At 43.8% G+C, this 21,439-nt stretch carries 21 protein-coding genes; 18 read left to right on the forward strand and 3 right to left on the reverse strand.

Annotated elements, in window-relative coordinates:
* The first annotated feature begins 22 nt into the window (after positions 1 to 22).
* The 13 genes from KYS23_RS08605 (at position 23) to KYS23_RS08665 (ending at position 13,199) form a co-directional block, all read left to right on the forward strand.
* Positions 23 to 931 (forward strand): sulfite exporter TauE/SafE family protein, encoded by a 909-nt coding sequence (locus tag KYS23_RS08605; RefSeq protein ID WP_218418400.1) that lies wholly within the window; start codon positions 23 to 25, stop codon positions 929 to 931.
* 45 nt (positions 932 to 976) lie between these two features.
* Positions 977 to 2,317, forward strand: coding sequence for an alpha-amylase family glycosyl hydrolase (locus tag KYS23_RS08610; RefSeq protein ID WP_218418401.1), 1,341 nt, complete (start codon positions 977 to 979; stop codon positions 2,315 to 2,317).
* Between the two features lie 196 nt (positions 2,318 to 2,513).
* Complete coding sequence (locus KYS23_RS08615) at positions 2,514 to 4,433, forward strand: DNA repair helicase YoaA (RefSeq protein ID WP_159531929.1); 1,920 nt, start codon at positions 2,514 to 2,516, stop codon at positions 4,431 to 4,433.
* A 3-nt stretch (positions 4,434 to 4,436) separates the two neighbouring features.
* A complete protein-coding gene (gene tsaB / locus KYS23_RS08620; protein WP_218418402.1) occupies positions 4,437 to 5,150 on the forward strand; it encodes a tRNA (adenosine(37)-N6)-threonylcarbamoyltransferase complex dimerization subunit type 1 TsaB in 714 nt (237 codons plus the stop codon).
* Between the two features lie 284 nt (positions 5,151 to 5,434).
* Positions 5,435 to 5,737 carry a hypothetical protein gene (locus KYS23_RS08625; RefSeq protein ID WP_159531925.1) on the forward strand — a complete coding sequence of 101 codons (303 nt, stop codon included), beginning with the start codon at positions 5,435 to 5,437 and terminating at the stop codon, positions 5,735 to 5,737.
* Between the two features lie 360 nt (positions 5,738 to 6,097).
* Positions 6,098 to 6,748 (forward strand): Slp family lipoprotein, encoded by a 651-nt coding sequence (locus tag KYS23_RS08630; protein WP_232370645.1) that lies wholly within the window; start codon positions 6,098 to 6,100, stop codon positions 6,746 to 6,748.
* Positions 6,749 to 6,905: 157 nt separating this feature from the next.
* The gene (locus KYS23_RS08635) at positions 6,906 to 7,745 is read left to right on the forward strand and encodes an alpha/beta fold hydrolase (protein WP_218418403.1); all 840 of its coding nucleotides are present in this window, start codon (positions 6,906 to 6,908) and stop codon (positions 7,743 to 7,745) included.
* Between the two features lie 119 nt (positions 7,746 to 7,864).
* Positions 7,865 to 9,517, forward strand: coding sequence for a long-chain-fatty-acid--CoA ligase FadD (fadD, locus tag KYS23_RS08640; RefSeq protein ID WP_159531921.1), 1,653 nt, complete (start codon positions 7,865 to 7,867; stop codon positions 9,515 to 9,517).
* Positions 9,518 to 9,573: 56 nt separating this feature from the next.
* Positions 9,574 to 10,731, forward strand: a complete 1,158-nt coding sequence (gene rnd, locus KYS23_RS08645; protein WP_218418404.1) for a ribonuclease D — start codon at positions 9,574 to 9,576, stop codon at positions 10,729 to 10,731.
* A 21-nt stretch (positions 10,732 to 10,752) separates the two neighbouring features.
* Positions 10,753 to 11,049 carry a YcgL domain-containing protein gene (locus KYS23_RS08650; RefSeq protein WP_159534603.1) on the forward strand — a complete coding sequence of 99 codons (297 nt, stop codon included), beginning with the start codon at positions 10,753 to 10,755 and terminating at the stop codon, positions 11,047 to 11,049.
* 2 nt (positions 11,050 to 11,051) lie between these two features.
* On the forward strand, positions 11,052 to 12,041 hold the full coding sequence (locus tag KYS23_RS08655; RefSeq protein ID WP_159531917.1) for a lytic murein transglycosylase: 990 nt from the start codon (positions 11,052 to 11,054) through the stop codon (positions 12,039 to 12,041).
* A gap of 1 nt (position 12,042) precedes the next feature.
* Positions 12,043 to 12,705 (forward strand): fumarylacetoacetate hydrolase family protein, encoded by a 663-nt coding sequence (locus KYS23_RS08660; protein ID WP_218418405.1) that lies wholly within the window; start codon positions 12,043 to 12,045, stop codon positions 12,703 to 12,705.
* Positions 12,705 to 13,199 (forward strand): YcgN family cysteine cluster protein, encoded by a 495-nt coding sequence (locus KYS23_RS08665; RefSeq protein ID WP_159531914.1) that lies wholly within the window; start codon positions 12,705 to 12,707, stop codon positions 13,197 to 13,199. The genes KYS23_RS08660 and KYS23_RS08665 overlap by 1 nt, the downstream gene beginning before the upstream one ends.
* Here the strand turns inward: KYS23_RS08665 and KYS23_RS08670 are convergent.
* From KYS23_RS08670 to nhaB, 3 genes are read right to left on the reverse strand one after another with little or no spacing between them, the layout of a single operon-like run.
* Positions 13,196 to 13,744 carry a GNAT family N-acetyltransferase gene (locus tag KYS23_RS08670; protein WP_159531912.1) on the reverse strand — a complete coding sequence of 183 codons (549 nt, stop codon included), beginning with the start codon at positions 13,742 to 13,744 and terminating at the stop codon, positions 13,196 to 13,198. The two genes, KYS23_RS08665 and KYS23_RS08670, sit on opposite strands and share 4 nt — an antisense overlap.
* Complete coding sequence (dsbB, locus tag KYS23_RS08675; RefSeq protein WP_159531910.1) at positions 13,741 to 14,268, reverse strand: disulfide bond formation protein DsbB; 528 nt, start codon at positions 14,266 to 14,268, stop codon at positions 13,741 to 13,743. The genes KYS23_RS08670 and dsbB overlap by 4 nt, the downstream gene beginning before the upstream one ends.
* Positions 14,269 to 14,277: 9 nt before the next feature.
* A complete protein-coding gene (nhaB, locus tag KYS23_RS08680) occupies positions 14,278 to 15,861 on the reverse strand; it encodes a sodium/proton antiporter NhaB (RefSeq protein WP_218418406.1) in 1,584 nt (527 codons plus the stop codon).
* Positions 15,862 to 16,301: 440 nt separating this feature from the next.
* On the opposite strand from nhaB, the gene fadR reads away from it, so the two are divergent.
* From fadR to KYS23_RS08705, 5 genes are all read left to right on the forward strand, one after another.
* Positions 16,302 to 17,012: a fatty acid metabolism transcriptional regulator FadR gene (gene fadR, locus KYS23_RS08685; protein ID WP_159531906.1), complete on the forward strand. Its 711-nt coding sequence runs from the start codon at positions 16,302 to 16,304 to the stop codon at positions 17,010 to 17,012.
* Positions 17,013 to 17,243: 231 nt separating this feature from the next.
* Positions 17,244 to 19,436 (forward strand): S9 family peptidase, encoded by a 2,193-nt coding sequence (locus tag KYS23_RS08690; RefSeq protein WP_246604336.1) that lies wholly within the window; start codon positions 17,244 to 17,246, stop codon positions 19,434 to 19,436.
* Positions 19,437 to 19,551: 115 nt separating this feature from the next.
* A complete protein-coding gene (locus KYS23_RS08695; protein WP_159531904.1) occupies positions 19,552 to 19,944 on the forward strand; it encodes a VOC family protein in 393 nt (130 codons plus the stop codon).
* A 91-nt stretch (positions 19,945 to 20,035) separates the two neighbouring features.
* Positions 20,036 to 20,395 carry a phasin-related domain-containing protein gene (locus tag KYS23_RS08700; RefSeq protein WP_057790879.1) on the forward strand — a complete coding sequence of 120 codons (360 nt, stop codon included), beginning with the start codon at positions 20,036 to 20,038 and terminating at the stop codon, positions 20,393 to 20,395.
* 139 nt (positions 20,396 to 20,534) lie between these two features.
* Complete coding sequence (locus KYS23_RS08705) at positions 20,535 to 21,227, forward strand: hypothetical protein (RefSeq protein WP_159531902.1); 693 nt, start codon at positions 20,535 to 20,537, stop codon at positions 21,225 to 21,227.
* The last annotated feature ends 212 nt before the right edge of the window (positions 21,228 to 21,439 follow it).

Consider the following 21,439-nt stretch of genomic DNA (forward strand, 5'->3'; position numbering starts at 1 on the left):
ATGCGCCGTTTAGGAGAATGTGTTGAATCGTTTATTTCAATGGGTAATACAAAGCCCATTAAAAATTCTTTTGGTTGTACTGTGGGTAGTGGTGATTTTTGCTCAATCCGCGCCGCTAGTGCTTATTGCCGAAAATAGCCTTTTTAGTTTGCTTGGCATTATTGGCGCTATTTTCGCAAACGCGACCGGCGCGGGTGGGGGCGTGGTATTTGTTCCTTTCTTTAACCATTTACAGTTTTCATCTCAGAGTGTGGTGGCCACCAGTTTCGCTATTCAATGCTGCGGCATGACTGCTGGCGCTATTACGTGGTGGCGTTATAAACGTTGTCATCATCAAACCGACAGTCAATGGCGCGCGTTACCTTCAAGCTTAATGTTAAGCGTACCTGCCTCACTGTGTGGTGTGTGGTTCGCTCAGTTTGGCCCAGAGACGTTTAGTGTGCTTTCACCCATCAAAGGAGGAATAGAACAGATTCACTTAGGGTTTGGCGCATTTTCTATATTGCTTGCCGTGGCTATCTTTGCCTCTATTCCTTTTTTAAAACGGGTTGCCTTAAAACACGATGCTGAGCAATTCGATATTGTTGCATTGCCATTTGTTTCTTTTTTCGGGGGGATTGTTACTGCTTGGCTTTCGGTGGGGGTAGGCGAGCTGGTGGCTGTCTATCTTATCATCAGAGGGTTCAACGTGACTATGGCGATTGCTGTTGCAGTCATCTTGTCAGCATTTACCGTTTGGGGCGCTGTAATTTACCACGTTTTAGTAACCCAAGCCGTAGTTTGGGACGTAGTGATATTTGCAGGTGCGGGAGCAATTATTGGTGGCATGCTAGCAAAGTATGTTGTGTTGGCTTTTTCACCCCAAAAACTTAAACTTTTCTTTGGCACTTGGGTTCTTTTGCTCGGCGTATCTGGTTTACCTATTTTCTGAGTGCATATTTTGTAGAGGAATAGTTTGGCAAAAAAGGATGCATGGATGACAATTCAGACAACTCCCAAGAAAATTTATCGTGTAACGCAGCCCGAATGGTCGAAACATGCCGTTATCTATCAGGTGAACACTCGCCAGTTTTCTGTATCTGGTACATTCAAAGAGGTGACGAAACGCTTAAATCATATTTGTGATTTAGGTGCTGATATTCTTTGGCTTATGCCTATTCACCCTATAGGTGAAAAAAATCGAAAAGGTGAACTTGGTAGCCCGTACGCGGTTAAAGACTATTTGGGTATTAACCCTGAGTTTGGCAATGCAGACGACTTTCAAGAGTTGGTGCAAGAAGCGCACAACCGGAATTTAAAAGTTATCCTAGACTGGGTGCCTAATCATAGCGCTTGGGACAATCCTCTAGTGGATACTCATCCTCACTGGTATGCCAGAGATCACCACGGTGAGTTTCGCCCGTCTCCTTGGTGGGATTGGTCAGATATTATCGAGTTTGATTACGACGAACCTGCGCTACGTGATTATATGATTAATGCCATGCGCTATTGGGTAGAACGCTTTGATATTGATGGTTTTCGATGTGATGTAGCGGGGTATGTGCCGAACGATTTTTGGCATCAAGCGCGTGTTGCCTTAGATGCCATAAAACCCGTATTTATGTTGGCAGAGTGGGAAAATCGCGATTTACACGAAACCGCTTTTAACATGACTTATGCATGGAGCTGGAATGAAACCATGCATGAGCTCGCTCATGGGCGATGTTCTCTTGATAGACTGAGAAAATATTATTCATGGAATGAACGGGCGTGGCCGCACAGTGCTTATCGAATGACGTTTGTGAGTAACCACGATAAAAATGCGTGGGATGGTACTCAGGCAGAGCAATTTGGCGATGCGTTAAAAGGCGCCATTGTATTGTCGGTGTTAGGCGAAGGTATGCCGCTCATTCATAATGGCCAAGAAGCCGGGGAAACAAAGCGGTTAGCGTTTTTCGAACGTGATCCCATTGAATGGCAACCTCATAGCATTGGTGATTTGTATAAAGCGCTCATTAAGATAAAAAAATCTATTCCTGCCTTGGGCAATGGTGAATTTGGTTCACGTATGATTCAGGTGCCAAGTAACGCTATGTCACAGGTATTCAGCTTTGTGAGAATGGATGAACACAATAAAGTGTTAGTGATCATCAATTTTTCAGACACTTTAGGCAACGTCACGTTTAATGACCCTATTCTTAATGGTCATTATTATAATTGCACGCTCGATTCAAGTTCTTCCCACCACGAGAGTAAAAGCGAAACCGAACACTTGCATATTGATAAGGCCGTTCAAATTGACCCGTGGGGCTATCAGGTATGGATTAGCTCTTATTAATTGGCAAGTATGGCTGAGCTTATATGACTGAGCTTATATAGAACAGCAAGCCGCTATGAGTAAAGGTCAGTGTTAAATGAAATCTGTCATTCGGTATGGAATTTTTGTGATTACTAACCATTTTTCGAAAAACTTTGGCATAATGCACCGCTTTGTGGCCTAGCGGCCAAATCTTCACTTTTACGTTAAGTACACTATGCCAACTATCGATGACATCTTTTCTTCCACGGGTTTACTTGCTAAGACCATCAATGGCTTTGTTCCCCGTGAAGCGCAAACAGAAATGGCGCAGGCGGTAAAAGAAGCCATTGATGAAACTGGCTCCCTAGTGGTTGAAGCCGGGACCGGTACGGGGAAGACCTTCGCTTATCTTGCACCAGCACTGTTGGCTGAAGGCAAAGCGATAGTGTCGACGGGAACGAAAAACCTGCAAGAACAGTTATTTCATCGCGATTTGCCTTTAGTGAAAAAAGCCCTTGGCAACAGGCGCAAAACGGCGTTGTTAAAAGGCCGTGCTAATTACCTTTGCCTGCACCGACTAGAACAACATGGCGGTAACTCCACGTTAGTGGAAAAAGAGGTGTTAGGGCAGCTATCTGAAGTGAAACTATGGTCTACCACTACTAAAACTGGCGATATGGGCGAGCTGAAAAGCTTACCTGAAGATGCTCGGGTGTTGCCATTAGTGACGTCTACCGTTGACAATTGCCTTGGTCGGGACTGCCCCGATTATGAAGAGTGTTATTTGGTTAAGGCACGGCGTAAGGCGTTAGATGCCGACATTATTGTGGTGAATCATCACTTATTTTTCGCTGACATGGCATTAAAAGATACGGGGTTCGGTGAGCTTATTCCAGAAGCTGACGCCATTATATTTGATGAAGCCCATCAAATACCCGATATTGCCGCAGACTACTTTGGTGAATCGCTTTCCACGCGCCAAATTCAAGATTTAGCCAAAGATATTACCCTTATTTTTAGAACCGTATTGAAAGACGCGGCACAGTTAGACAAAGCTGCCGACAAATGCCGCATGATTGCTGCAGATTTACGCCTGCTTTTCCCTGATACAACTCAGCGAGGAAACTGGGCCGAAGCCTTGATGCGTGACGATGTGCGCTTAGAAGTGGGTAAACTAGCAGAAGCGCTAGGGGTATTACATGAAGTGTGTAAGCTGCATATTGGTCGCGACAAAGATTTAGACAATCTTTATGAAAGAATAGTGTCCGTTAGGGAACAACTTGACTCGTTAAGCGATGAGAAACAAGAAAATGTGAGCTTGTGGTATGAAACCACGACGCGCCATTTAATTATGCATTTAACGCCGTTGTCTATTGCAGCTAAGTTCCGCCGTTTTGTGGCATCGCCGCCTCGCGGGTGGGTATTTACCTCGGCGACCTTAATGGTTAACGGCGGCTTTGAACATTTTCAGCGCAGAATGGGGTTAGAAGACTCAAGAACGCTAGGCTTAGATAGCCCCTTTAACTACCCTGAACAAGCCATGTTGTGTGTACCTCGGTATTTACCCGAGCCGAACAGTTTTTCTATGCGAGAAACGTTGTTGAATACGGCAAAAAGGTTGATTAAAGCCAGTAAAGGCCGGTGCTTTTTGTTATTTACCAGTCATGCCATGTTGCGTGAAATAGCTGGTAAGCTAGAAGATGAAATTGATAACCCGCTATTAGTACAAGGCACAACAACTAAGCAGGCGTTATTAGATGCGTACTTGGCTGACGAAAAAGCCGTGTTAATGGGCACGGGCGCTTTTTGGGAAGGGGTAGATGTACGAGGGAATGATTTGGTGTGCGTCATGATAGATAAACTGCCATTCGCATCACCAGATGACCCACTGTTACAAGCCCGAATGGACGATGTTAAAAAGCGCGGCGCAAACCCGTTTGGTGTTATTCAAATACCCCAAGCTGTGATTGCCTTAAAGCAAGGTGCAGGGCGATTAATTCGCGACCCTACCGATAAAGGCGTACTGGTTATTTGCGATAACCGATTAGTGACTAAACCCTATGCGAAAACTTTTATAGGTAGCTTGCCGAATATGCGCAGAACCCGAAGTTTAGACGAAGTAGAGTCTTTCCTTGCAAGAATTGATGAAGAGTAAAGAATGAAAATTTTAGCCATAGACACGGCAACAGAAGCCTGTTCAGTAGCACTAAATACCGGTGACGCTGTTGTTTCACGTTTCGAAATTTGCCCACAGCAACATAGCCAGCGTTTACTGCCTATGTTGGATGAAGTGTTAAAAGATGCAGGGCTTGTTCTGGCCGATTTAGATCTACTAGCGTTTGGGCGAGGCCCAGGCAGCTTTACCGGCGTGCGCATTGCTACCGGCATGATTCAAGGTTTATCACTAGGTAGTGGATTAAAAGTGGCCGGCGTAAGCACCCTTGCGGCGATGGCACAGCAAGCGGTAATAAGTAAACAGGCTACTTGGGTAGTGTGTGCTACCGATGCCCGCATGGGCGAAGTGTATTTTGCCATGTATAAGTCCGGCAACGGATTATTGAGTGAGGTGATTGCAGAGCAGGTGTGCCCCCCTGAAGCTGCTGTAGAGCTTATCAATGAAGCCATAGCAGCCAATCAATGTGAGGCTATTGGTGAGTTTGAGCCTGTTGGTACAGGCTGGCAGGCCTATCCGGCACTTAAAGCATTGCTGTCTGAAGACCATGAAGTGTCTATTGAATTTCCTGATGCGGTTTACATGCTTCCACTTGCTGAACAACTCGCGAACAAAGGCGATGTACAAGTGGCCAGTGAGGTAAAACCTGTTTATCTACGAGACAAAGTAACATGGAAAAAGTTACCGGGCCGCGAATAAGGGGGGAAGCCCTCAGGCTGATATACGTTTAAACCACATTCTCTGCCGTTAACTATGTCTTATCCTGCATGGCTCACGATTAAATAAGGAAGCGTGCAGTAACTGGGCGCGATTTTTGCAGTCGCTTCTTGCAACATAGGCTTCTTGAAGCATAGATTGCAACGTAGCGAACAACATTGAACCTTGTATCGCTCAGAAGATGGCTGTTGCGACATTGAAATTCGATGTAGTCGTCTCACTACATATATTAATTGGTTTAATTTAAAAGACTGACACGTTTTGGTATGCATATAACTAACAATTTTTCGATACCTTCATCACATCAATCAGAGCCTTCGCAAGGGCGCGTCGCTAAAGTTAATAAAGATGCGCAGCAGCAGAGCAATAGTGAGGGGAAGCAGCAGAACAACCATATTGTGGTGGCCCCAGATGCGCAAGGCACCGACAATGCACAGGCTTATCAACGTTTTGTACGTGAAGATAGTGCGGGCTATTCTCAACAAGCCATCGCGTCGTATACCAGCTTTGAAAAGCAGCAAGAACGTGAGTCTGTACAAAGCATGTTTGGGGTAGATATTTATGCCTAGTATTCACATTAAATCAGTGCATTTCTTGCGCAGTATTGCCTTCATTTAACGTCTTCCCACTAAGCGTTATAAAACCTAACTAAACTTTTTGTCAAAAATCCCGTCTAAAGATTGATAATCTTTTAAATCAATGTTCTTTATGGCATTTGTTATGTATCAATGCTAACTTTTAAGTCAATGTATTCCATCGGTAATGGTATTTTTTAATGATTGTCTCGAGTGAATGTGCGGGTTAACAGCCTTACACCGTTACTCAGCGCAATGTGGTTCGATTCGTTACTATTTGTAGTACTATATATTTTCTCGGCGCTTAGTTTCAGCTCCAGGTTAAAAGTGCTTAGGCGGCCAAAAGGAGGCTTCATGCTGGTTAGAATGTTAGTGATAGTAAGTGTGGTACTTTTCGCAGGGTGTGCGATTGTGCCAGAAAGCGTAGAGGTGCCTGAAGGTACTGAGCTAGTTTCTTATTCCAAAGCCGTTACCTCTGGCGCCAACGCACAAGGTAAAATGGCGCGGTGGGGCGGTGTTATTGTTGGGGTCGAAAATAAGCCAAACAAAACATTCATCGAACTTGTTCATTTTCCACTAAACAACTATGGCAAGCCTAACAGTAGTGGCGAAACGGTTGGGCGCTTTAAAGTGCAAATAGACGGTTTTGTTGATCCCATTGTTTTTGAAGAAGGTCGTTCGGCCACGTTTGTTGGTAAATTGGTACCGCCCACATCAGGCATGGTAGGTGAACAACCGTACATATATCCTACAATATTGGCTGATGACTACCACATGTGGCGTAAACAAGAGGTTTACGACGTGAACATGTATTATTTTGATTATGGTACTGGTTGGTATTCACCGTTTATGCGACACAGACCCTGGGGTTATCCAAGTTATAGAAGAGTTCGGGTAACTCGCTACGATAATTCTCCGTCTAGTCCTAAACCTATAAAGACGCAATCTAACGTTAACACTATTTCAGGCCCGCATGACAAAATGCGCAAGGATAAATCGAAATAGGTAGACTACCAGATGAAAATTTTCGTAAAGATAATCGTATTTAAATAAAAATATGTATTTACTAGGGAGGCAGGATTTTGCCTCCCTATTTTTTTATCTGGCAGTATTTTGTTCTGTGTCGGCAATATATTGCCGCCATATTGTGTAAGGGAGCAACATGATAGAAACTGAGTTTACAGCAGGAAATTTACACTTAGCCGCGCTAGAAAACCAAGGTGCTGGAACCGTAGTAATAGGGCTGCATGGGTATTTAGATAACGCAGAAAGCCTACGATTACTTGCTCCGTATTTGCAATCTCAACGCTTTATTGCGCTTGATCTTGCTGGGCATGGCCGTTCATCGCACCGACCGATAGGCATGCACTATAATCAAGCTGATTATTTACAAGACTTGCATGCATTGATAGAAGATCAAGGGTGGGAACAGGTTATACTGTTGGGGCACTCTATGGGCGGCATTTTGGCAACATTATATGCGGGGCTATTTCCTGAAAAAGTGAAAGGTGTGATAAGCCTTGATGCGTGTGGCCCCTTAACGTTAGCGGCGAATACTAGCCAACAGCAAATGCGGGACGCCATTCTTAGCCGCAAGAAAAAACAGCGCAATAAGTTAACCTTGGTTAATTTAGAAGATGCAGTGAAAGCCCGCTGCAAAGTCTCTGATATTCCAGCTGAGCATGCGCGCGCAATTCTAGAAAGGAATCTTACGCAAGATGCCGGTGGCCATTGTTTTTGGTCGAGCGATCCGCGTCTTCGCACTAAATCTGTGCTTCGTTTAACCGAAGAACAGGCAGAAAACATCATGAGTGCGATAGTTTGTCCTATACTTTTCGTTGGTGCGTCAAGTAGCTTTAAAATCTTGGACAGTGTTTATGACAAAAGGCAGTCTTGGTTTAAAAATGCTCGGTTTGAGCAATTAAAAGGCGGTCATCATATTCACATGGAAAAAACTGATGAAGTTGGCGTGCTAATCCGTCAGTTTGTTGAGCAAATGTAAACTGTATAGTTTATTTTTTTTTACACTTCCTATACTATTCGCAAGTTATTAGACCAGTTGCTCAAACGCGCGTGAGACAACACGCGCCTTTGTGTTAAAAATAAGTGAAGGAGGTTTTGGTGGAAAAAACCTGGCTCAAGTTTTACGATCCTCGTGTATCTGCAGAAATTGATGCAGATCGTTACGCATCCGTTGTCGATATATTCGAACAATCAGTAAAAAAGTTTAAAGACAAAGTTGCGTTTATCAACATGGGTCAGTCGATGACCTTTGGCGAACTAGACAAATTATCTGCACAGTATGCTGCTTACTTACAAAATAGTGGGTTGAAGCGTGGTGATGCCGTGGCAATCATGATGCCGAACTTACTACAGTATCCTGTAGCTATGTTTGGTGTACTTCGTGCTGGTATGGTTGTGGTTAATGTAAACCCGCTGTATACCGCAAGAGAGTTGAAGCATCAATTAAACGATGCGAATGCAAAGGCAATTGTTATTGTTGAAAACTTTGCGTGCACTCTTGAAGAAGTGATTAGTGAAACAAATATTCAAGAAGTGTTTCTTACTTCGCTAGGCGATATGTTGCCTATACCTAAACGTTGGGTAGTGAATGCGGTAGTGAAGTACGTGAAAAAAATGGTACCGGCTTTTAATTTGCCTGCTACCACGTCATTCACCAGCGCGATAAAGAAAGGGCAATCTTTAACCTACACACGCCCCAATTTAACCAACGATGAACTGGCCTTCTTGCAGTATACAGGTGGAACAACTGGTGTGTCTAAAGGCGCCATGTTGACGCATCGCAATATGATTGCGAATCTTGAGCAGGTTTCTGGCATTTTAGAAACGGTAATAGAAGAAGGCGAAGACTTTGTGGTAACTGCGTTGCCGCTTTATCATATATTCGCATTGCTTGCGAACTGCCTGATGTTCCTTAAATACGGTTGCCAAAACTTACTGATTACTAACCCACGAGATATGCCTGGGTTTGTAAACGAACTGAGCAAATACCCATTCACTATTCTTCCGGGTGTAAATACCTTGTTTAACGGTTTGTTAAACACACCAGGGTTTAGCGAACTTGATTTTAAGAACTTCAAGTTTGGTTTAGGCGGCGGCATGGCCGTTCAGCGCCCTGTTGCTGAAAAGTGGGAAAAGGTTACCGGTACCGTACTTCTTGAAGGCTATGGCCTTACGGAATGTTCACCTGTTGTAACGGTAAACCCACCACAAATTGACGCTTACAAAGGCGCCATTGGTATGCCAGTACCTTCTACCGACATTAAACTTCTTGATGATGATGGTAACGAGGTAGAAAAAGGCGAACCAGGTGAGCTTTGGGTGAAAGGCCCGCAGGTGATGAAAGGGTATTTAAACCGCCCAGAAGCCACCGACGAAATTCTTAAAGATGGCTGGCTTGCCACCGGAGACATCGCCACGGTAGACGATGAAGGTTATTTCTATATTGTTGACCGTAAAAAGGATATGATCCTCGTCTCTGGATTCAATGTGTTTCCAAACGAAATTGAAGAAGTGGCTGCTATGCATGACAACATTGTTGAGTCAGCAGCGGTTGGTGTGCCAAATGAAGCCAGTGGTGAAGTGGTGAAGTTGTTTGTTGTTCGCAACAACGATTCGCTCACTGCTGAAGCGGTTATTGCGCACTGTAGAGAACACTTAACAGGCTATAAAGTGCCTAAGCAGGTAGTCTTCAAAGAAGATCTACCTAAAACCAATGTAGGTAAAATTCTGCGTCGGGAACTACGAGATTAATTCGGTAAGTGAATTAGGAAAACTGTAGAGCCGGCGTAAGCCGGCTTTTTATTATTATGCAATATGAATTAGTAACCACCTTTGAAAGACTCGATAGTGTGTGCAACCTTGCCCAGCAACAAAAAGCGGTAGCGCTAGACACTGAATTTGTTCGCACTAGAACGCTGTCACCTCATCTTGGTTTAATCCAGTTATATGATGGGCATCAGTTAGTACTTATCGATCCGCTTGCGATTGATGATCTCTCGCCCTTTGTTGCCTTAATGGAAAATACCAGTGTGGTAAAAGTTCTACACTCGTGCTCAGAAGATCTTGAGACTTTCCTGACCGCTTTTAACTCCGTACCAACACCCGTATTCGATAGTCAATTTGCGGCGAGTATTTTAGGCTTGGGAGCATCCCTAGGATATGCAAAGCTGGTGGAGTTGTTGTGCGATGTTAGCCTAGATAAAGGCGAATCTCGTACCGACTGGATAGCACGCCCTTTAAGGGAAGCACAGCTTAGCTATGCGGCCAACGATGTACTGTATTTATTACCTTGCTACGAACATTTAGTAGAAAAAATAAATGAAGCCGGAAAGTTAGATTGGGTATATCAAGAAATAGCCCAGTTAGCAGATAAAAAGCGCAGTCAAATGCCGGAAGAATTTGCGTATATGCAGATTAAAAACAACTGGCGTTTATCAAAAGAGCAGCTTACCGTACTACAAGCACTTGCCGCATGGCGACTCGCCACTGCCCGTAAAAAAGACATGGCATTGAATTTTGTATTTAAGGAAATACATCTTTATGAAGCTGCGCGTCTAATGCCTTCAAGCAAATCGGGTCTGTCTCAACTTCACGGTGTGAACCCACAATCGATTAGGCGCTACGGTGAGACTATAATTACGCTAATAAGCGAAGCTCGAGATAAATATGCCGCTACTTCTGAGCCACAGAGGTTACCTAAAGTAAGTCGCTTAATTGACGTTGCAAGCTACAAGCAAACATTAGCATCACTAAAAGCCGTGAGCGATAAAATTGCCAGCGAAAATAATGTGTTGCCTGAAGTTATAGCGTCTAAAAAACAATTGAACCAGGTGTTAAAATGGTACTGGTTCGACAGTGACGAAACCCGAGTGCTAGGCCTTAAGCCAGATGTATTATCTGGTTGGAGAGCGCCGCTATTTGAACCCCATTTAGAAAAGTTACTAGGTAAAAATCCTAGTCTCTAACGTTGAAGAGTTTACGAAATGATGTTGTGCGCGATTTATAAATCACGAAAACACCTAGGCATGTATTTATATGTGCCTAATAAAGACCAATTTGATGATGTACCTGAAATACTAAAAGAGAAGTTTGGCAAGCCAGAGTTAGTTACGGTGTTATCGTTAGATAAGCACGAGAAACTAGCCGGGGTGGATAAGCAAAAGCTTGTAAATGAGCTTGAAGAGAAAGGTTTTTACCTTCAAATGCCACCTAAAGAAGACGACTTATTGATGGCCCATCGCACGTCTTTGGGTTTGCAAGCTACACCAGATAAAAAGTTTTAAGCATGGCTAAATGGTTAACTGCATCGCTACTTGCAGTAGCGGGGGTTGTGGCAAGCATTGCTTTTGCCCAAGCCGAAGACAAAACAGCACAAGGGTTTGCCGAGTACGTAACAGCGTTAAAAGCCGAAGCCCAGCAAAAGGGCTTTGATGAATCATTACTTAACGACGCTTTTAATGATATTAGTTTCCGCCCAACGGTTATCAAGTCTGATAAAAATCAACCTGAAAAGAAAATTACCCTTGATAGTTACTTAGCCAGTCGTGTGCCTGACTGGAAAGTGCAACAAGCGGTTGAAATGTACAACAAGCACAAGTCACTGCTTGAAGAGATAGGGCAGAAGTTTCAGGTTCAACCTCGCTTTATTGTTGCGCTGTGGGGTAATGAATCGAATTTTGGACGTATTCAGGGTAATTACAGTGTGCTGTCTGCCTTGGCGTCACTCGCGTACGAAGGCCGCCGAGAAAAACTGTTTAAAGACAACCTTTTTGCCGCGCTGACTATCCTTGACGAAGGGCATACCAGCGTTGATGCGTTGAAAGGTTCTTGGGCTGGTGCCATGGGGCAAAGCCAATTTATGCCAATCTCCTTTTTAAACTATGCGGTAGATTACGATGGTGATGGCAGAAAAGATATATGGCAAACGGAAGCCGATGTTTTTGCTTCTATTGCAAACTACCTATCATCAGAAGGGTGGGATAATAACGGCACGTGGGGTAGGCAGGTATCTTTAACTCAGCCTATAAAAGAGTTCGGCCTTTCAAAAAGTCTTTATAAGCCTTTAGCCGATTGGCAACAAGCTGGCGTTAGACGTTTCGACGGTAGCGATTTGCCAAACGCTGATATTCCGGCTTCTCTTATTATGCCTGATGGCAGCGAAGGGCGTGTTTATCTTGTTTATAATAATTTTCATACCTTGATGAAATGGAACCGCTCTAGTTACTTTGGTGTGTCGGTAGGTTACCTTTCAGAACGTATAAAGCGAGGGTATTAATATGTATCAACATTTAGAACTTCAGGGCAATCCCATTGCATTGCCCACAGGTAAAGTGGCGTGTATTGGTCGCAACTATCTTGATCATATTGAAGAAATGAAATCTGTAGTTTCAGCCTCACCCCTGTTGTTTTTAAAACCCAAAGCGGCGTTGTGCGACATGGGCAAACCGCTCAGTATTCCTACCGACCAAGGTGAATGCCATAACGAACTAGAAGTTGCTGTGCTGCTAAAGCACACGGTGTCTAAAGCAACAGAAGATGAAGTGTTAGCGGCCATTTGGGGTATTGGTCTTGGTTTAGATTTAACCTTGCGTGATGTTCAGCGCGAGCTTAAGGCGCAAGGCCAACCCTGGGAACGCGCAAAGTCCTTCGATTTAAGTTGCCCAGTGTCAGGCTTTGTTCCAATCGATACCATCACTGACTTACAAGATTTACATTTCACGTTAAGTATAAACGGTGAAGTGCGTCAATCAGGGCATACTGCAATGATGCTGCACAAAATAGTGCCGTTAATTGCCCACATGTCGCACACTTTTACCCTTGATGCGGGTGATGTGGTGCTAACCGGCACCCCGAGCGGGGTAGGGCCATTGCTTGCGGGTGACACTATCGAAGCCACCTTACACGATAAAATTACTGTTAATACAAAGGTTGTACGCTAATGACTGCCCCTTTTTGGGAAACCAAAACCCTTGAAGAAATGACCCAGAAGGAATGGGAGTCATTATGCGATGGCTGTGCAAAGTGTTGCTTACACAAGTTTATTGATGATGAAAACGAGGAAGCGCAAGCGCCGACGGATTACATCAATGCCAATGAGCAAATTCATTACACGAATATTGTCTGTTCGCTGCTAAATACAAAAAGTTGTGAATGTACCCAATATGCGAAGCGAACTGAACTTGTGCCAGACTGCGTTCAGTTAACTAAAGCGAACCTAAAAGATATTTTCTTTATGCCAACTAGCTGCGCTTATCGCCGTCTGCATGAAGGGCGAGGTTTGCCGTCTTGGCATCCACTATTAAATAAGGGCAAGAAACATGTGATGCACAAAAATGGCATGTCTGTTCGAAACAAAACGGTGTTTGAAACCGATGTAGATTTAGACACCTTCGAAGATTATATTGCCATTTGGCCATTGGAAGATTTAGATTAAGCGATAATACTGTAAAGTAGCGCATCTCGTCCAAAAATGCGTTTGCGGCAAAGTCCTTCTTTTTCAGCACCAATTCTCTCGGCTACGCGCAAACTGGCTTTGTTGTTAGGTTCAATTAGGCATTCCAGTCGGTGTAAATTCATTTGATTAAAGGCTAATTTCTTTAACGCCTCACAAATGGCCGTTGCTAGGCCTTTTCCACATGAGTCTGAACGAAGCCAATAACCCAAATTCGCGGTTAAATGGGTGTGGTGGATATAGTTGATAATTCCCATGCCCAAACAGCGCTCATCGTGCATAAGCAAGTAGGTTAAGCCATAGCCTGACTCGCGTGCGGCTTCCATCGATTGAATACATTGTTTCGCCAAGGCGGGAGTAACTGGGCACAGTGCAGCACCAAGCCAGGGTTTTACATGGTGAATAGATTGCTGTGAAGCCTCACACAAGGCTTCAATATGTTTAGGGGCTATGCGCTGTATTGTCACCGGCCCCTGTTCTGTGTGGATTGGAGGGAGCCTAGACGGCAAGATAGAAAGGTCTATCAAAAGGGCTTCTTATCCAGCAATCGGCATGCAAACACAATAGCAAAAACCGCAAAGTAAGCGGCAAAGATAATCTGCATCCATTCAGCCATTCCCATTGAAAGAAACTGCCAACTGTCCTCCAAGCAATCACCCTCGGCGGCAAAAATGGCAGGTATCCACTCATGCAATTGCAGCCATGATGGAAAGTTAGGCACTATTTCGCAGCTGGCGAAAAAAGGGTTTGGTGCATTTAAAATACCAATATGTTCTTTGGCGACTAAAAAGCCCCAGCCAGCAGATACTGCCCAACCGGCAAAACCGACCATACGAGTAAGGCCGTTATTTTTAATCAATACAAAAAGTGCTGACAGTACAATGCCGTACATAGCAGTACGTTGGTAAATGCACATGATGCAGGGCTTAAGGCCCATACCATATTGAAAATAAAGTGCGGCTAGTTCTAGCCCCAGAGATGTGGCGAAAAGCACAAGCCATGAAGACTTGTGCTCTGCCCAGTGACTAATGCGATGTACTACTGAACGCATGTCTAATTCCTAGTGTGAAACAACACCGCTAACAGCTTCTGTTGCGGTATGATGTTCGATTAAGTGCATGTCATACAACCATTGAGTTGCATCGGCTAAGCCTACATAGGTAGCCACCAAGCCCACAATGGTTAGCACAATGGTGTATGGTAACGCCATCATCACCATGCGGCCGTAAGACAAACGTAGTAAAGGCGCAATAGCCGAGGTTAGCATGAATAAGAATGCAGCTTGACCGTTAGGCGTAGCAACACTTGGCAAGTTAGTTCCTGTGTTAATCGCAACGGCTAGCATATCGTACTGGTCACGGGTAATTTGGCCAGCTTGCAGGGCTGCAGTAACTTCTGTGATATACACGGAGCCTACAAATACGTTGTCACTCACCATAGATAGCACACCATTGGCGAGGTAAAACATCACCATCTGAGTTTCACCTTCAAAGCTTAGTACCCAATGAATAACCGGTTGGAATAAGCCTTGGTCTATAATCACTGCTACCACGCCAAAGAATATGCAAAGCAATGCGGTAAACGGAAGGGCTTCTTCAAACGCTTTACCTAAGGCATGTTCTTCAATAATACCGCTCATTGAGGTTGCTAACACAATAACAGAAAGACCGATTAACCCTACTGACGCCATGTGTGTAGCCAAGCCTACTACTAACCATACGCCAATCAAGGCTTGAACCACTAGCTTAGCCGTTTCACGTTTACTGCGGCTTTTATCCATATGTTCGCTGTAATCGGTAAGGATTTTTCTCACTGAATTGGGTAGTTTTGCACCATACGTAAACCAACCTGTTTTCTCTAAAACCATGGTGGTTAATAAGCCGAATACGAAAACAGGTAAGCTAACAGGGGCCATACGGATAAAGAATTCGACGAAATCCCAGCCGGCCTTATCAGCAATAATAAGGTTTTGCGGTTCACCTACCATAGTCATCACGCCGCCCAGTGCGGTACCTACCGCAGAGTGCATCATTAGATTACGAAGGAAGGCACGGAAATTTTCTAGGTCATTGCTGCCTAGCGAATCTACTCCGTCGTCACTTGTATGGTCATGATCTGAGTGGAATTCCTTGCCTGAAGCCACTTTATGGTAAATAGAATAGAAACCTAAACCCACACTGATGATTACAGCAACCACGGTTAGCGCATCAAGAAACGCCGATAAAAAGGCTGATGCAAAGATAAACGATAGTGACAAGACCATTTTGTTTTTAACCCCAATCACTAACTTGGTGAATAAAAACATAAGCAGGTCTTTCATAAAGTAGATACCGGCAACCATGAAGACCAGAAGCAACAACACTTCAAGGTTAACCTCGATTTCGTGCATCATGTGTCCGGGGGTTGTCATCCCAATGAACATGGCCTCAATCAATAGTAAACCACCTGGCTGCAATGGATAGCATTTGAGCGCCATTGCGAGCGTAAAAATAAATTGGATCACTAATGTCCAACCCGCCAAGTAGGGGTCAACCATAAACAATACTGGGTTTATAATGAGAAAGGCGATTATGGTTTGCTTATACCAATTTGGTGCGTGTCCCAGAAAGTTACTATAGACCGCCGAGATCATTGAGGTTTGCATGAGTTCCTATTCCTTTTACAACAAAGGCGCTAACGTGCGTCTTTACGTTTTGAATTTCTGGTTATTGCAAACATAAACTGACTTTCATCGAGGGCAAGTGATTGCAAGTTATCGATAATCGGGCAGTTTTGCTGCTTTCATTATAATAGTCCGAAATTAAGCGTACATGATATTACAACCTTGAGAAAGCAATTCACAGACCCCATAAAAGGAAAGTTAGCGGAAATACTCAAGTTAGGTTGATAATCAACCTAACAATGTAGTTTATTGCGTTGAGGAAGTCTGCTTTTGCGTGATAAAAAACCATTAACGCAAAGGTTTTAGGGTTATTTTAATGAATTGTTAACAAATGTTGTTGGCATGGGATTTTTCATTGTGATAATAAAAGCGCATCTGGTACAATCAGTCGCAGAATAACAATAACGTGCAGGCGAATAGTTATGATTTATAAGGCGCAGAGTCCCGCTGGATTTGCCGAAGAATATATTGTTGAATCGATTTGGAGTGGACGCTTCCCGCCGGGTACAATTTTGCCTGCCGAAAGAGAGCTTTCAGAACTTATTGGTGTAACACGCACAACCTTGCGTGAAGTTTTACAACGTTTGGCGCGTGACGGTTGGTTAACCATTCAACATGGTAAACCTACAAAAGTGAATAACTTTTGGGAAAGCTGTGGCTTGAACATTCTAGAAACCTTGGCTCGTCTTGATCAAGAAGGTATTCCTGAATTAGTGGACAACCTTTTAGCCGCGCGTACTAATTTAAGTGCTGTGTTTATCCGAGGTGCAATTCGTCACAATCCCAAAGCGTCAGCCGAGATTATTGCGCGTTATAAAAACGTGGAAGAAGACGGTGCTGCTTTTGCGCAATTCGATTACCAAATGACCCATGATTTAGCATTGGCATCAAACAATAATGTGTTCGTGTTAATGATGAATGGTTTTAGAGGTATGTACTCGCGTATTGGTGGGTTCTACTTCGATCATCAACAAGCGCGAGACGTGGCTAAAGCTTATTACGCGAAATTGCTCGATGCGGCAGAAAACGAAAGACACGACAAGGTACCTGTAGTGGTAAGAGATTATGGTATCGAAAGTGGCAAAGTTTGGCAGCAAGTACGAGACAGCATGCCTAAAGATATCGTGGATTAGCACAATGGCAGTAGGGGGAAGCGAATTCACCCTCAAGCTAAAACCGTAGTTATTAGCGTATTATTAAAAACGTCCTATTCAGGGCGTTTTTTTGTTTTAAGACACAGCTTGTAACTATTTAGAACTAAGTTTGGTCGCATTAGTGCTTTTTAACCCTATATTAACGTTAGAAATTACCTATACTTTGGGGTTAAGTTTTGTCACATATCATCTCCCGGAAAAGGAACTATCATGAAATTTTTATGGATAGCATCGTTTATGACGTTGACGGCGAGTCTCTCGCTAGGGGCGTGCAGCGATAACAGCACTAGCGTGGAACAATCCTCACAAACAAAATTAGAAAAACAGCAAGGCGTTAAATTGATTACTGATATTCCAGCACCGGTTGCACAGAAAATTCCTCATGAGTTAACGGCTCACGGTGTCGTTCGCAATGATGACTATTACTGGATGCGAGATGATAGTCGAGAAGATGAAAAAGTGTTGGCACACTTAGAAAAAGAAAATGCGTATTTAGAATCTGTTATGGCGCCATTAAAAGCTAACAGAGAAACACTCTATGAAGAACTGATTGCCCGAATAGAGAAAGATGACACAACGGTTCCTTATTTAAAGAATGATTATTGGTACTTCACCGAATACTCTGGGGAAAATGAATACCCTATTTATCTGCGTAAACCATCGATGGATGCAGAGGAACAGGTATTACTGAATATGAATGTGATGGCCGAAGGTCATGATTACTATAATATTGGCGACTACTCAGTAAGCACCGATAATAACTTACTCGCGTACTCTGAAGATACATTGAGCCGCCGAGTTTATACCATTTTTGTGAAAAATTTAGCCACGGGTGAGTTGCTGTCTGACCAACTGACAGGTACCTCTGGTGCAGTAGAGTGGGCTAACGACAATAAAAACCTTTTCTATGTGAAAAAAGATCTGCAAACCTTACTAGGCTTTCAGGTTTATCGTCATGTGCTTGGCACACCCCAAGAAGACGACACGCTAGTGTTTGAAGAAACTGACCCTACGTTTTATACCTACATTAGTAAAAGCAAAGATGATGACATGATTTACATTCATCATAGCCACACAGACAAAAGTGCGGTGACCTTAATTGATGCGAATCAGCCCACTAAGGCGCCAGTCCCATTTTTGCCCATTAGAGAAGATGAGGAATACAGCATTGAAAAGTCGGGTGATAGTTACTTTGTTCTGACTAACAATGCAGCAACTAACTTTCGAGTCATGAAAGCGCCAGCTTCTGCAACCGATGACATGTCCAAATGGGAAGAGGTGATTAGCCATAACCCTGACGTATTCATTCAAGATATTGAAGTGCTGGGTGACTTTTTGGTTGTAAAAGAAAAGCAAGATGGTGTTTTACGCCTGGTTGCGCACAATTTAAACACTGATAAAGCCACAGTAATACCTACTGATGACCCTATTTACGGCGCTTACTTTACCGGCAACACTCAGCAAGATACCAATACCTTACGTATTTATTATAGTTCGTTAACTACGCCCGCAAGCATTGTAGATATCGATTTAAACACCTTTGATAAAGCGGTTCTTAAACAAACTAAGGTCTCTGACACATTTTCTTCAGCGGCTTATACCTCTGAACGTGTCATGATTAAAGCGCAAGATGGGGCAAGTATTCCCGTTTCGTTGGTTTATCGTAACGATATGTTTAACAAAGATGGCACTAATCCACTGTATCAGTATGCGTATGGTTCTTACGGTGCCACGATTGAGCCCACATTTAGAAGTAGTTGGTTATCGCTAGTAGATAGAGGCTTTGTGGTGGCGATTGCCCATATTCGGGGCGGCCAAATGTTAGGCCGACAGTGGTATGAAGACGGTAAGATGCACAGCAAAATTAATACATTTACCGACTTTATCGACGTATCAAAAGGCTTGATTGAAAAGCAATATGCCGATCCTAATCGTGTGTTCGCGATGGGCGGCAGTGCGGGTGGTTTGTTAATGGGCGCGATTGCGAATATGGCACCTGAACTTTATTTAGGGATTTCTGCGCATGTTCCGTTCGTGGATGTTGTTACTACCATGAGTGACGACACCATTCCTTTAACCACCGGGGAATATACAGAGTGGGGTAACCCTGCGAATAAAGATGAATTCGACTATATTTTATCTTATTCACCGTACGATCAAGTGAGTGCCCAAGATTACCCTCACATGTTAGTGACAACAGGGCTTCACGACTCACAAGTGCAATACTTTGAGCCGATGAAATGGGTTGCGAAACTACGAGACTACAAAACGAATGATCATTTGTTGTTGTTTCAAACAGATATGGAAGCAGGTCATGGTGGTGCATCTGGTCGGTTCAAACGTTTTGAGTCAACAGCGCTAGAATATGCATTCGTGTTTTACCTGGCAGGTATAGAAATCTAGCGGTCGAGAATTAAGCTAGCATCACTATGTTTTACTGACATAACGAACAGGCAAGTGCTTTAGCATTTGCCTGTTTTTACATTTAGCATTTGTTAATACTAAAAGGAAACATGCTATGAACAGTAATCCCGTTGGTTGGTTTGAAATTTATGTTGAAGACATGCCTCGCGCGCAGGCTTTCTACGAAAGCGTGCTGAAGGTTTCCTTAGAAGCACTGGAAGATCCCTCAGCAGATAAATCCCAAGGCGCATTCAGTATGATGACGTTCCCCTCTGATATGGAAAACTATGGCGCCAGTGGTGCATTAGTTCATATGGAGGGCGCCCCAGTAGGTAAAAACAGCACCTTAGTGTACTTTGCATGTGAGAACTGTGCTGATGAAGCGGGTAGGGTAGTTGGCGCAGGAGGCGTTCTTGAAAAAGAAAAAATGGCGATTGGTGAATATGGGTTTATTGCGTTAGCCACTGATACAGAAGGGAATATGATTGGGTTCCATTCCCAAGTGTAAACTTATTATGGTTTTGTTTTTTTATTAGTATGCGGTTTCTAATTGTACTTTGTATAGTGACTCTGTAATCGAACATTCACAGGAGCTGACGATGACAACCACTGATACCATTAAAGGTAAAATTAACGAAGCAGAAGACATGGCTCGCAAAATTTGGCTAGCAGGGCTTGGCGCGTACGGAAAAAGCGTAGAAGAAGCGCAAGGTCGTTACGAAAAGCTAAGTGAAGACGCGAACAAAATGTTTGATGACTTAGTGACCAAGGGTGAAACGCTGGAAGACGATGCGCGTAGTAAGTTTAAGTCGACCACCAATGATGTTGAAAACCGTGTAGCAGATGTACGAAAAAAATTGGGCCTAGATACCGACCCTGCAGATCATCGTATTGAAGAGCTTTCAGCAAAAATTGACGCGTTAACGGAAGCCGTAGCAAAGCTAGCGGCGAATAAATAGCACATCAGATGCATTGTTGCTATTTTTCAGCAAGGTAGTTGCTTATAGTACTAGTACTTACAAAGGGATTAGCGCAAATGCTAGTGCCAATGCTAGTGTAAACTACCTTGCCCTATTCGTTTTCGAAGCGGGAGGTTACATGCCTAAGAATCACAAATCATCACCCTTATTTGGATGGCTTACAGCAGGTTCTGATTTAATATCAGCGCAACTTGAAAGTACGGCGACTACAGTCAGTAAAAAAATTGACGATACTCACTCTTCAATTGAGGCTATGCAGCGCAAGGGCGCTGAAGTTGAAGGTGAGTTGAAGCGTCGATTCAATCCAGTATCATTAGTTGATAGCGCACAACAGTTAGTGATGTCGACGCCACTTTTTAGCTTACTTTCAGGTGGAAAAGCACGAGTTGAAAGAGAGTATCAGATAGAGCTACTCTCTGCTAAAGTTGATTTATTGGTAGAGCAAGTGGCGTTACTTGCCGCGAAGCGTGCAGCTGAGAAAGCCAAAGCTCCTGCGAAAGCGGCACCAAAGTCGACCGTCAAGGCCGCTCCAAAAGCGACACCTAAAACCGCCTCAAAACCTGCCATCAAAACAACAGCTGCGGCAACTAAAGCGAGTGGGACGACCAATAAAGCTACTACAGCTAAAAAAGCACCTACCACGGTTAAATCAACCACTACTGCTGCTACAGCTTCGAAGCCAGCAGCGGCAAAAACTACAGCGGCTAAGACTTCAGAAGCTAAACCCACAGTAACCAAGCCTGCAACATCGAGCAGTACATCAACGGCGACCAAAGCTTCTGGCGACAGCAAGACCGATAGCGACTCTTAAACCTGAAGTTAAGACAATGCCGATATGGTACTGTAAAGATAGAGCTCAAAAAGCGGATAGCGAAGGCAGTGTTTGGTAGGGTAGGTAATGACTTTTGCCAATGCGGTATCGGTAGAAAGTTACACCCTAAGCGCAACAAGAAAGAAGAGGGTAGACACTCTCTTCTTGTAGCTTGTTCACGCTTTTAGCAGCAGCGGATGGTTGATTTTAAC

It is taken from the genome of Alteromonas lipotrueae, assembly GCF_019249255.1.
GTDB classification, from domain to species: domain Bacteria; phylum Pseudomonadota; class Gammaproteobacteria; order Enterobacterales; family Alteromonadaceae; genus Alteromonas; species Alteromonas lipotrueae.

Bases quoted from the DNA above. Each gene is read 5' to 3' on its own strand.
- KYS23_RS08665 (WP_159531914.1), top strand. From the start codon at position 12,705: ATGACTGCCCCTTTTTGGGAAACCAAAACCCTTGAAGAAATGACCCAG.
- nhaB (WP_218418406.1), bottom strand. From the start codon at position 15,861: ATGCAAACCTCAATGATCTCGGCGGTCTATAGTAACTTTCTGGGACAC.
- fadR (WP_159531906.1), top strand. From the start codon at position 16,302: ATGATTTATAAGGCGCAGAGTCCCGCTGGATTTGCCGAAGAATATATT.
- KYS23_RS08625 (WP_159531925.1), top strand. From the start codon at position 5,435: ATGCATATAACTAACAATTTTTCGATACCTTCATCACATCAATCAGAG.
- KYS23_RS08700 (WP_057790879.1), top strand. From the start codon at position 20,036: ATGACAACCACTGATACCATTAAAGGTAAAATTAACGAAGCAGAAGAC.
- KYS23_RS08695 (WP_159531904.1), top strand. From the start codon at position 19,552: ATGAACAGTAATCCCGTTGGTTGGTTTGAAATTTATGTTGAAGACATG.
- KYS23_RS08655 (WP_159531917.1), top strand. From the start codon at position 11,052: ATGGCTAAATGGTTAACTGCATCGCTACTTGCAGTAGCGGGGGTTGTG.
- KYS23_RS08635 (WP_218418403.1), top strand. From the start codon at position 6,906: ATGATAGAAACTGAGTTTACAGCAGGAAATTTACACTTAGCCGCGCTA.
- KYS23_RS08630 (WP_232370645.1), top strand. From the start codon at position 6,098: ATGCTGGTTAGAATGTTAGTGATAGTAAGTGTGGTACTTTTCGCAGGG.
- tsaB (WP_218418402.1), top strand. From the start codon at position 4,437: ATGAAAATTTTAGCCATAGACACGGCAACAGAAGCCTGTTCAGTAGCA.
- KYS23_RS08705 (WP_159531902.1), top strand. From the start codon at position 20,535: ATGCCTAAGAATCACAAATCATCACCCTTATTTGGATGGCTTACAGCA.
- rnd (WP_218418404.1), top strand. From the start codon at position 9,574: ATGCAATATGAATTAGTAACCACCTTTGAAAGACTCGATAGTGTGTGC.
- KYS23_RS08650 (WP_159534603.1), top strand. From the start codon at position 10,753: ATGTTGTGCGCGATTTATAAATCACGAAAACACCTAGGCATGTATTTA.
- dsbB (WP_159531910.1), bottom strand. From the start codon at position 14,268: ATGCGTTCAGTAGTACATCGCATTAGTCACTGGGCAGAGCACAAGTCT.
- KYS23_RS08660 (WP_218418405.1), top strand. From the start codon at position 12,043: ATGTATCAACATTTAGAACTTCAGGGCAATCCCATTGCATTGCCCACA.
- KYS23_RS08690 (WP_246604336.1), top strand. From the start codon at position 17,244: ATGAAATTTTTATGGATAGCATCGTTTATGACGTTGACGGCGAGTCTC.
- KYS23_RS08615 (WP_159531929.1), top strand. From the start codon at position 2,514: ATGCCAACTATCGATGACATCTTTTCTTCCACGGGTTTACTTGCTAAG.
- KYS23_RS08610 (WP_218418401.1), top strand. From the start codon at position 977: ATGACAATTCAGACAACTCCCAAGAAAATTTATCGTGTAACGCAGCCC.